A 12280-nucleotide genomic window follows, 5' to 3' on the forward strand; every position below is an offset into this window, starting at 1 on the left:
TCTGGTAACATTGCTTGCCACGAAGATGCGATATATTTATCTTCTTCTAATCCTAATACTTTATTTACCATTGCTTCCAATAATGATTTATCTACTACTTCCACTTCTTCTAAACCATTTATTGCTGCCTGTAAATTATCATATGCTCCATCTACTTCTTCCTGCATTGCATTTTCATTGTTTAATACTGTATTTGCATTTGTTAATGCATCTTCTAATACTGACCAGCTTTCAGCTGTATAGTTTCCTGCTACTAAATCAGCTGTTGAATCTACTAAATCTTGTAATTCAGCCTTGTCACCTTTTAAGAATTCTAACATATGCATTGCTACTGATAATCTTGCAAATGATGCATCCACTTCTTCTTGGGTTGCATTATCATCAGCTAAGATTACTCTTGCTTCTTCTAATGCAGCATTGAATTCAGTTACTACTGCTGGTACTACTTTATCTAAATCTTCTGCTGTTACATTACCTGCCATTTCTACAGCTATTTGTAATGCTGCTTTGCTTACTTCAACAGTTACTGCATCTTCTAAGTTATCAATTGCATTTTGTAATTCTTTTACCATATTATCTACTTCAACTTGTGTAGCTTCTTTATCTAAAAGAATTATTTCACCTGCTATAATTGCATCTTGTAAATTTTTAAAACTGATTTCTGTAAATTCTACTTCATTATAATTTTTTGCTATTTCTAAGATTTCTTCAAGGGCTTTTTTATTTGTTTTTGTTCCTAAATAAATATTTTCTAACCAATATTTTCCTGCTGCTTGATCGTTATTAAATAAATATATTTTTCCAATATTATCTATTGCTTTTGCAGTTGATCTAAAAGCAAAATTATTAGCTATTTGAATTTCTTCTTGATTTGGTGCACTAACAAATACATTATATTTTTTGGCTTCTAAATCTATTAATACTCTAACATGATATTTCTCTTTTTTATTAAATTTCATACTAGTTTGGACATATTTTGTTCCATTATAAACCCCAAAGCTTCCATCATTAAACATTCTAACAATAATTGGAACTTGTGAATATGCTGTATAATTAGAATCCTTACTACCAAGTCCAACAATTGCATTAGTCACAGTAGGCGCTAATGCACTAACCATATCAAACTCTACACTTACAGGATTTTTAGTATTTGGACCAATTAATCTATTTGCACTAATAGCACCACCAGTATTTGATTCAACTGAAACAAGTGCATCCTTTGATGGTTTTACTTGTTCACCTAAATAAATATCTTCTAACCAATATTTCCCAGCTGCTTGATCATTATTAAATAAATATATTTTTCCAATATTATCTATTGCTTTAGCTGTTGATCTAAAAGCAAAATTATTAGCTATTTGAATTTCTTCCTCATCTTGTGTACTAACAAATACACTATATTTTTTAGCTTCTAAATCTATTGATACTCTAATATGATATTTTTCATTTTTATTAAACTCTACATTACTTTGAACATAACCTGTTCCATTATAAACTCCAAATTTTCCATCTTTATACATTCTGATAATAATTGGAATTTGAGAATATGCTGTATAATTAGAATCCATGCTGCCAAGTCCAACAATTGCATTAGTTTGACTTGGTGATAAGACACTAATCATATCAAATTCTACATTTACAGGATTTGTTGTATTTGGACCAATTAATCTATTTGCACTAACAGCTCCAGCACTATTTGATTCAACTGAAACAAGTGCATCTTCAGAAGGCTTTTGTTCTTCTGCAGGAGGTGTATAATCAAAACGAATTGGATATTCTGGTCTTGTTGGATATTTACCATCTGTTAAACCAGTATTTAATAAATCTGTTAATTTAGTATCTAATGAATTAAATAAACTTGTTTTATAACTAATAATATATGTATTATTTTCAAGACTAGATAATTTTCTATTACTTCCTGTTACAATAACTCCACTTAATTCTACATAAGATGAACCATCATACACTATTGTATCAATAATTCCATTAGCAGTATTTTCACCATATACTTCTTTAACAAAATCTTTTGGTACATAAATTTTTTCATCTTGTTTAATTGTTTTTAATTCTGTTCCAGGAACTAATTCTCTAAGTTTAGAATTTACTACTGCATATTTTGAATCTTCTTTTACAGCAACACTACCAATCATCTTCTTATTTAAAGCAGGTTCAACATCATTTGTTACATACCCTTGTTCAACCAATTTAGATAATTCTGAAAGGAATAATACTGTTGCTGCAGGAGCATAACTTTGTGAAGATCCAATTCCTAAAGAACATTTTGGATTTGGATAAGCACTGATTAATTCAGAACGTCCAACTAATCCATCAGGACGAATTGCATTAGCATTTAATCCCAAAAATGCTTTTTTTACTGCTGGATAATAAGTTTCTTTATCTAAAAGCCCATTATTGATTCCCCAAGTCAAACCATAAGCAAAGAAAAGAGTTCCACTAGTTTCTGGACGAATATCATGATCATAATCATCTAAATTCATTCTCCAAAAACCATCTTCACCTTGTACTTGAATTAATGTTGCTGCCATTTTCTTAAATACAGCTTCATATTCTTTGCGATCATCTACTCGATCATCTGGTAGATCTTGTAAAACTTTTGCCAGTGCACCCATAGCCCAGCCATTACCTCTAGACCAAAGAATTTTTTTACCATTAGGACTAATCTTTTGATTGCTGCCATCACCATTAGGATTATAAGTAGCATTAGCATCAAATATGTAATTTTTATCACGATAGAATAAACCAGTTTCTTCATCATAAAGTTCAGCTTTACGATCATTATATAATGCTCTTAACTTATCTAACCATTTTTCTTCCCCTGTCAAAAGATACATCTTTGTCCAGTTTGGTAATTCCATATAGAAAAAGTCAATTCTATCCCAATAACCATTTTTACTTTTTAAATCACTAATACTCATTTGTTCCATTTCATTCATAATTGGAACTACATTTTTAATTTTTTCATCATTTGCATCAAAACTACCATTAGCAGTTATTGAATACATATCCAAATAAGTTTGAAAACTAGTGTGATTATCAGGAAAATATTTTCCAATTCTTCCTGTATCAGCTTTAGTATTCCATGCTGTACCATTATAAATATTATTACTTCCCCAACGACTCGCATAATCAGTATAATTTTCATCACCTGTTAAATAATATGCTTCCATATTACCAGTATAAAATACTGAAGGTGCCCAAAATTCACTATTTACAGAATGCCCATGATTATAATTAGTAGCATCATTTCCAGTATTTCCACCTGTTTTAATCCAATAATCATTTACCTTTTTAGCTAAATTAACTAGACTTTCTCCAGATGGTAAATTAATATTAGAACTATTCACTTCAGTTCCCCAAACTTTAAATTCTGTTAAAGCAGAAAATTTCTTACGTCCATCTACAGGGATAATTTCTTCACTAACTGGAAGATCTTTTAGACGTACCCATGAAACTATTTTCTTTTCAGGCAATTTAATAGTTTGTGGTGAAGCTAATTTTTGTAAAGTAATTGGCATTTCTGTTCCATCAGAAAATTCTAATGTAGCACTTGTCCAATTTATATCATGATCATATGCATTATTTGGTTGTGGTGGATTCCATTGTGCTCTTACAGTAATATCAACCTGATCAATTTCAACATAACGCCCAAATAAAACTGAAAATTCAGAATCTGTTTTTTCATTTCCACAACCCCATGCCTGATAAGGAAATCCTACATGAGATGCATTATATTCAAAGCCATCAATTGCATTTCGTGGTTCAAATTCACGCTTATTATCAGTTGCTCGATTTGCAAAAGCATGAGGGAAAACATTTATATCACCCTTTTTATTTGGACTAGTACGACCATTGTCATTTCCACGTAAGTCGAAAGGATTTAATGCAAGATTTCTACGTTCATTAATTTCTTCTTCTGTTGCAACTCTTGCTGTAATTACCTTTTCTGTGTTTCCAGATGTTGAAAATGCCCGAGAATCATAAGGCCAGTTTCCACCACCTAAAGTAGTACCACCAGCATCTGTTCCTGTTAAACCAGGAATAACAAAGTGAAATTCATTATTCATCAAATATACTAAAGTTTCACCATATTCAAGTGATGACATATTTGATGGTCTTGTACTACCTTCTACTTGTTCTTTTTCTAACATTCCTGTAGTTTTTGGTGTTCCACAATATTTATCTAGCTGCACCATTAAATAATGTACTCCCTCAGGTGCAGTGATAACAATTTCATCACCATTTGTTTTTGTATTTGAACGTGTATAATTTCTTGTATGTGTTAATACATTTGTCCCTGTTTCTACTACAGTATCATTTTGAATTAATTCAATTTTTACATCTGTATCTGTAGAAACTGTTTTAGCTTGATTAACTGAAACACTAGTAGCACTTACATTTGTTGATGTAAAAGCCATTAATGTAACAACTATTACTAAAATAAATTTCTTCATATCTCTTCCCCTTTTTAATATATTTATTTTTTAATATTTTCTATTTAACAGTTATTCTTTTAACACCTCCATACACATCTTATATAGTTTAATACTATCAAACTATATTTGTTAGCGTTTACATTAAATATAAAAAAATAATTTAATGTATATTTATTATAAAAACCACAGACACTTTTAGTCTTTATATTTATTAGTGATTTTTTTACTTTTTTTAATATAAATTCTCAACTAATAAACAATACCAATCATATATAACAAAAAAAGGAGCACTAGCTCCATATCACTATCCTGCCAATTTACAACCAGCACTAGTCCCGATTCTTGTTGCACCAGCTTTAATTAATTCTTCCATATCTTCAATATTACGCACTCCACCTGAAGCTTTAACTTCAAGATTATCGCCAACTGTTTTTTTCATTAAGGCAACTGCTGATGCTGTAGCCCCCATAGTAGAAAAACCTGTTGAAGTTTTAACAAAATCTGCTTTTGCTTCTTTTGCAAGTTTACATGCACGAATAATTTCTTCATCATTTAGTAAACATGTTTCAATAATTACTTTTACACACCTGCTTTTGGCAGCATCAACAACTGCCTGAATATCTTTTAAAACTAACTGATCATTTTTTTCTTTTAAAGCACCAATATTGATTACCATATCAATTTCATCAGCGCCATTTTCAATAGCATCTTTAGTTTCAAAAACCTTTGTTGCTGTAGTATTAGCTCCTAAAGGAAAACCAATTACTGTACAAACCTTGACATCAGAATTTACTAATTCCTGGGCACAATAATTAACCCAAACAGGATTAACACATACAGAAGCAAAATGATATGATTTGGCTTCATCAATAATTTTTTTCACCATTTCTTTAGTTGCATCTGGTTTTAAAATAGTATGATCAATCATTTTATTATAATTCATTTTAACTTTACATTCCTTTCCGCCTACGGCTCCAAGGCACACATTGTGATGAATAACCTTGATCCTTGATTCTGTAGGTCTTTTATTTTATTCTTTAACTGAAGGAGAGTCATACTACAAAGCACGGTGAGGTGAGTTGTAGATTTCTGCAACTTATTCAGTTCAAAACAGTATTTTAACCAGTGCGAGAATGACTTTTTCAAGCACACATGCGTAGTCTTCCAGGCTGCAGATTAATCATTGACTTTAGTTTTTCTCTTTAGTGTCAGTCATTCAGTCACTGTTTCTCCTTCTCTATTCTATTTGAAAGGAGATTTTTATTTATGGAAGTTATTTATTCCAGAGCTTGCGGCGTTGACGTGCATAAACGTTTCATTGTTGCAGTTATCTGTTTCTCTGATTCCGCCAAGCCCAAGTATATTCACAAAAGATTCTCAACCTTCAACAACCAGCTCATCAAATTTAGAAACTGGCTCATTGAAAACGACTGTCAAAATGTATGCATGGAAAGTACCGGCAAGTATTATATCCCTGTATACAATGCACTGGAAGGTTTTATTTCCAATGTCGTCGTTGCCAATCCTAAATGGGTCAAGGCTATTAAAGGTGAGAAAGATGACAATAAGGATGCCAAATGGATTGCTGATCTTTTCAAGCTTGGTCTTGTCAGATCCAGTTTTATCCCTGAAAAGGATATTCGCATTCTTAGAGAATTAACCAGATATCTGTTTAAGCTTATCAATACTCGTTCTTCTGAGAAGAATCGTTTCCAAAATGCTCTTACTGTTGGAAACTGTAAAGTTGATATGGTCTTTACTGATACCTTTGGTAAATCTGCTTCCTCCATTGTCAATCTTATTTTATCAGATGATGACTATACTGACGAGGATATTCTTTCCAAAGTCCATGGACGTTGTAAGGCTTCTCCCGAAGATATCCTCAGTGCTGTTGATGGGACGAATCTTAATCCTCATCAGAAAGCAAGAATTAATATCGTTAAAAAACATATGGAATATATTGATTCACTTTTAGATGAGATTCAGCTTCACATCAATGAAATGGTGGCTGGATATGAAAACTACATTCAGCTTCTTTGTACCATTCCTGGTATTAACAGAAAATCTGCCATTATCATTATTTCTGAAATTGGTATTGATATGTCTCAATGGTCATCACATAGAAAACTGACTTCATGGGCAGGATTAGCGCCAGGATGTAATGAATCAGCCGGGAAAAAGAAATCAGTTAAGATTTCAAGAGCTGGTGTTTACCTTAAGCCATGTCTTGTTCAAGTTGCCCATGCAGCAGTCAAGGATAAAAAATGTGAATATTATGCTGACAAGTTTAATAGAATCTCAAAACGTCGCGGTAAGAAGCGTGCTATCATAGCTGTTGCTAGAAAAATTCTTATAGCTGTTTACCACATACTTAAAACTGGAGAAATTTTCAATCCATCCGATATGGCTGATATTGAAACGACACAGAAACAACGTATTGAATATATCAAAAACAATCTCAAGAATGCTTATAATCAGTTATCACGAACTGGTCTAAGTGAAGAAGAAATAATAAATATTCTTCTTAGAAAATCTAGCGACTCACCCTACCTGGAATAGTCATAAAATTGGGGAAAGGGGCATTATACACTTTTTTGTAGTTTCCATTCTTAATTTTTATTCAGATTAATTACCTCCATATATTCGTTCAATTGCCTCTTTTACAATTGTACTATCTCCAGGATAATCAGCTTGCCCTACTTCTAATGAAATAAATTTTTCATGACCCTTACCTAAAATTAAGATAATATCATCTTTACATGCCAATTCTATTGCCTGCTCAATTGCAATTTGTCTTGAGGCGATTATAACACTATTAATATCTGTTATTTCATTTTGAATAGCTTCACAAATATCATAAACATTTTCCCCACGATCATCTAATTGTGTTAATATTACATGATCTAAATACTTATTAGCTATTTCACCTAATTCCTTACGTAATTTATAATTTCTCTTCCCTGGTGCCCCTAATACAGCAATTAACCGTCCTCGATTCTGTCTAACTCGATCAACAAACTCAAAAATTTCTTCATAATTACTAATATGCTGACAATAATCAACAATTACTGAAAATCCCTGTTTAGCTTGAATCAATTCCATTCTTCCCTCTACAGCCTCAACATTTTTGACTGCATCTAAAACCATACTATCATCACACCCCATAGCAATTAAAACACAAACAAGAGCCAATACATTATAAATATTAAATTTAGCTAATACAGGTGATGATACATGAAAAGTATTCCCTTTAAACATTAAATCAAACTCACTATGATCTAAATATAATCTAACATTTCTAGCCATTACATCACTGTTAGTCTCAATACCATATGTTAAGATCTTACCTTGTGTATTTTGTTTAATCCTTAAAAATGCGTCATCATCACTATTTAAAACCGCCCAATCAGTATGTTTGATCATTTCAAATAATTTTTGTTTAGCTAAAACATATTGTTCCCTGGTACCATGAAAATCCAAATGTTCAGCTCCAATATTCGTCATTACCGCAATACTAAAATTTACACTATCAACTCGCCTTAAAGCTAAACCATGACTTGATGCCTCCATAGCAACAACCTTAACCCCACTACGATTCATTTCAAATAACTTCCGTTGTAAATAAAGGGTCTCAGGAGTTGTATAAGGACATTCTTCCTTTCGTCCATTATATTCTAATGAAATTGTACCAATATAACCTGTATTACAATACCTTGACATCGCATCTTTTATCATTGATGCTACAACTGTCTTTCCACTGCTCCCAGTAACCCCAATGATTTTCATCTTATTACTTGGATAATCATAAAAAATATTTGAAACACGATTTAATTCCTCTAATGTATTATCAACTAGAATATAAATAATCTTTTCATGATAATATGGTAATTCCTTAGAGTATACAATTACCTTTGCCCCCTGAAAAATAGCATCTTCAACATAACGATGACCATCCACACTTAATCCTTCAATACAAAAAAATATTGAATATGGTTTAACATAACGAGAATCACTATGAATTGAATAAATTTTCATATCATTATCAATATCATATAATTCATTTAAACGTTTCATTAAACTACACTTCCTTCCAATATCCCATCATATTTATCAATTCTAATATCCACAATTTCACCAATCATATCCCTATCAGTCTTGACCTTTACTTTTAGATAATCACTTGCATGACCAATCAAGTAATCACCATCACGTTTTTCAAATAAAACTTTTAGTGATTTCCCAATTTGCTTTAAAGCAAAATCACGATTAAGTTCATTAGATAAAGCTAACAATCGATTAGCCCGATCATGCTTTATATGATCATTTACTTGGTTAGGCATCTTTGCAGCTGGTGTATTTTTACGTGGTGAATAAGGAAATACATGTAACTCACTATAATTTACCTTTTTAATAAAATCATATGTCTTATCAAACTCCTCATCTGTTTCACCAGGAAATCCTACAATCACATCTGTCGTAAAAGCAATATTTGGTAAATAACTACGAATCTTATTTATTTTTTCTAAATATTGATTAGTTGTATACTTACGATTCATGCGCTTTAATGTTTCATCACACCCTGCTTGTAAAGGGACATGTAAATGATCAACAATTATTTCATTAGAACCAATCAAATCAATTATTTCATCACTGATTTGACTAGTTTCAATTGAAGAAATTCTTAGTCTCTTTAATCCCTCAATTTTTACTAAATCAACTAATAAATCATAAAAACTATAATCTTCCAAATCTTCACCATATCCAGCAGTATGAATACCTGTTAAAACAATTTCAACATAACCATTAGCAACCAAACGTGAAGCTTGATTTAAAACGCTATCTTTACTTCTAGAGCGTACTCTCCCTCTGGCATATGGAATAATGCAATATGTACAAAAATTATTACATCCATCTTGAATCTTCAAAAATGCTCGTGTATTTTTAAATCGATCAATATTTAAATCCTCAAATTTCTTTAAATTCATTATATTATCAACTTTTACAACCATTTTACCAGTTTTTAAATATTCATTTACATATTCAACAATATTTTGACGATACTGTGTACCTAAAACAACCCCCACACCCTCAATCTGTTCAATTTCTTCAGGAGCTATTTGGCTATAACAGCCTACTACACATATTGTAGCTTGAGGGTTTTTACGAATTGCTTTACGAATCATCTGCCTAGATTTACTATCACCTGTATTAGTAACAGTACATGTATTAATTACATACACATCAGCCATTTGTTTAAAATCAACTTCTTGATAACCTGCATCATTAAATATTTTTAACATTGCATTAGATTCATATGTATTTACTTTACAACCTAAAGTATGGAATGCTACTGTTTTCATTTAATCACCTTATTTTAATTTCTTTTTTATTTTTTTATAAGTTCTATCTCCAATAAATCTATGTTCATATAAATATTCTAAAATATCTTCCTCACTATCATGACTAATTATCTTATTTATTACACATTTTATTATATTTAGTTCAGGATATTCTTTTGTATATTTATCAATTAAACATATTTCATTTGTTATTCTATTGTTATTAAATTGGTAAACCACTTTAAAATCATCATGATATAAATATTCGTTTTCACCATCTTGACCTACTAACTGTAAAGTAGAAAAATCCGAATTATATGCTTGCATATCATATAATTTAAGGAATATATCTATATCTTTAGAAAATTCTTTAATATACATCAAATGATGCTTTAAAGTTATTAATAAGTAATCATTAAGATAATATCTATTTAAAAATGGTTCTAAAAAAGGAATATAAATTACTTCACCACTCTTACAATCTTTGAAACTAACAAGCTTTGCACTAACTTTTTTAATTTCATCAAGAAAAATTTTCTGCCTTTGTTTATAACTTATATGATCAAATAAATCATAGTTATCAGCTAAAAAACTATTATAACACAGATCAATTTCTTTCTTTGCTCTAATTCCTTTTAATATAACCTCATAAGCAAATAAATCCCAAGGATTTTTTACTTTATAAGAAAATCCTTCTTCTATAATTTCTTTACTTCCTAAATTAACAAAGTCAAATAAATTAGTTTGATTTAATCTTATTTTATAACGATACTTATATAATAACTCTAAAATTTTCATTTACCGATCTCCCTAACATAACCAATTACACTTAATAAATATAATGGAGCAGTTTCACTTCTTAAAATCCTTTTTCCTAAAGAACATGCAGTTATCCCTAGTGACTCCATCATTACAATTTCATCTTGATCAAAACCACCCTCACTACCAACGATAACAGTAATTTTGTCACCTGACTCTAATTTATCTAAAGATTGTTTTAAAGCCATATGCTTACCAGCCTTAGATATTTCTTCATAAGCTACTAAATTATATGTACCTAAATATTCATCCAATTCTTTTAGTTCGATAACATTAACAATTTTTGGTATTTTATTTCTTCGTGATTGTTGGGAAGCTTCTTTTAAAATTTTTTCATAACGAATTAATTTTTTAGAAAATTTCTTTTTATCACTTTTAACTACACAACGTCTTGTTAGAAGAGGGACAACTCTAGTCACACCCAATTCGGTCGCTTTTTGTAAAACTAATTCAAATTTATCCCCTTTAGGTAAAGCATATACTAAAGTTACTTCAACATCTAATTCATTGTTCTCCTCAATTTTTTCAACAATACTAATTATTCCCTTATCAACCTCATCAATTTCACATAAATATACCTGTCCATTTATATCAATACAAATAATCTTTTCACCATTCTTACTTCTCATAACTGTTTTTAAATGATGTAAATCATCAGTTGAGAAAACAAAAGTGTTTTTACTTGTTAAATTTTCATTAATAAAATATCGCTGCATAATAATCCTCCGCTACCATTCTATCATGTTTAATACCTGGATAAAAGAATTTTAGCCTATCAATATTTCTTTTAAAAATAAAAATAGACCTTAAAATTGAACATATTAAAGTCTATTAATAAAATATATATCACTATACTATAGATTTAAACTTCTTAAGTACTCCTTTAATAATTTTATCACCCCAATTATAATACCACATATGTTTATAACAACTATACAAACGAGAGTTATTAAACTCCTGATTTAAACAATATCCAAAGTAAATAATACTGGAAACAAGATATATTGAAATCAATAAAATTACTAAACCTGCTAACGGGCCATATAAGATATCATATCTAGTATAATGCTCAACATAATATATAAATGTTAATCCTATTATCATTATTCCACAACTTGAAAATACCGAACCAATTATTCCATATCTTTTAGGTTTCTTTTCAAAAGATAAAAAACGATAAAATAAATAAAAGAATATTAATAAGCCCACTATCATAACAATTATCTCACTAATAAAATAATTAAGAATTGCTAAAATAATCAAACCAATTATTAATAAAATAAACATAAATATTGCTTTAATTCTTATCAATATCCCATAAGTAGAAAATCCTTCATCATTCATTGAAATAAGCATAAACGAATAACAAGCATTACTGGCTAAATAAATTGACAATGATAAGGATATAATCATTGATAAATAAGTATTGTATTCTCTTGATAAAATATATTGAATAAATGGTGCTAATAATTTTTCTGGTACATAACTATATAAAAAATTTATTAATTCAGGATTATTTAAAATCTCATTTTGAAATATTTTTAACACTATTATTAATCCTGGCAACAAAGCCAGTAAAAAACAAAAACTTGATGAATAGCGAAAGAGATTTCCCTGAGGGGAAATAAACTTTTTAATAACATTTTTTAATCTTTGCATTAATTCACC

General features: G+C 29.9%; 8 protein-coding genes. 1 reads left to right on the forward strand and 7 read right to left on the reverse strand.

Annotated features, from left to right (window positions below):
* Together BMW96_RS06590 and deoC are read right to left on the reverse strand one after the other, a co-directional pair.
* The coding region (locus BMW96_RS06590) for a glycoside hydrolase family 88 protein (protein ID WP_092353732.1) at positions 1 to 4472 on the reverse strand (4472 nt) is incomplete at its 3' end.
* A 286-nt stretch (positions 4473 to 4758) separates the two neighbouring features.
* Positions 4759 to 5397, reverse strand: a complete 639-nt coding sequence (gene deoC, locus BMW96_RS06595) for a deoxyribose-phosphate aldolase (RefSeq protein ID WP_092353734.1) — start codon at positions 5395 to 5397, stop codon at positions 4759 to 4761.
* Between the two features lie 323 nt (positions 5398 to 5720).
* On the opposite strand from deoC, the gene BMW96_RS06600 reads away from it, so the two are divergent.
* The gene (locus BMW96_RS06600) at positions 5721 to 7013 is read left to right on the forward strand and encodes an IS110 family RNA-guided transposase (RefSeq protein ID WP_092353736.1); all 1293 of its coding nucleotides are present in this window, start codon (positions 5721 to 5723) and stop codon (positions 7011 to 7013) included.
* A 66-nt stretch (positions 7014 to 7079) separates the two neighbouring features.
* Here the strand turns inward: BMW96_RS06600 and BMW96_RS06605 are convergent, their stop codons facing one another.
* The 5 genes from BMW96_RS06605 to BMW96_RS06625 all read right to left on the reverse strand — a co-directional run bounded on the left by BMW96_RS06605 (position 7080) and on the right by BMW96_RS06625 (position 12271).
* A complete protein-coding gene (locus BMW96_RS06605; protein ID WP_092353738.1) occupies positions 7080 to 8528 on the reverse strand; it encodes a UDP-N-acetylmuramoyl-L-alanyl-D-glutamate--2,6-diaminopimelate ligase in 1449 nt (482 codons plus the stop codon).
* Positions 8528 to 9814, reverse strand: a complete 1287-nt coding sequence (gene mtaB, locus BMW96_RS06610; RefSeq protein ID WP_092353740.1) for a tRNA (N(6)-L-threonylcarbamoyladenosine(37)-C(2))-methylthiotransferase MtaB — start codon at positions 9812 to 9814, stop codon at positions 8528 to 8530. Before mtaB ends, BMW96_RS06605 begins: the two co-directional genes overlap by 1 nt.
* A gap of 9 nt (positions 9815 to 9823) precedes the next feature.
* Positions 9824 to 10591, reverse strand: a complete 768-nt coding sequence (locus tag BMW96_RS06615) for a hypothetical protein (protein ID WP_092353742.1) — start codon at positions 10589 to 10591, stop codon at positions 9824 to 9826.
* Positions 10588 to 11328, reverse strand: a complete 741-nt coding sequence (locus BMW96_RS06620) for an RsmE family RNA methyltransferase (protein WP_092353744.1) — start codon at positions 11326 to 11328, stop codon at positions 10588 to 10590. The genes BMW96_RS06615 and BMW96_RS06620 overlap by 4 nt, the downstream gene beginning before the upstream one ends.
* Positions 11329 to 11461: 133 nt before the next feature.
* On the reverse strand, positions 11462 to 12271 hold the full coding sequence (locus BMW96_RS06625; protein ID WP_092353746.1) for a YihY/virulence factor BrkB family protein: 810 nt from the start codon (positions 12269 to 12271) through the stop codon (positions 11462 to 11464).
* Positions 12272 to 12280: the final 9 nt, after the last annotated feature.

This window comes from Thomasclavelia cocleata, from assembly GCF_900102365.1.
In the GTDB taxonomy this organism is placed as follows: domain Bacteria; phylum Bacillota_I; class Bacilli_A; order Erysipelotrichales; family Coprobacillaceae; genus Thomasclavelia; species Thomasclavelia cocleata.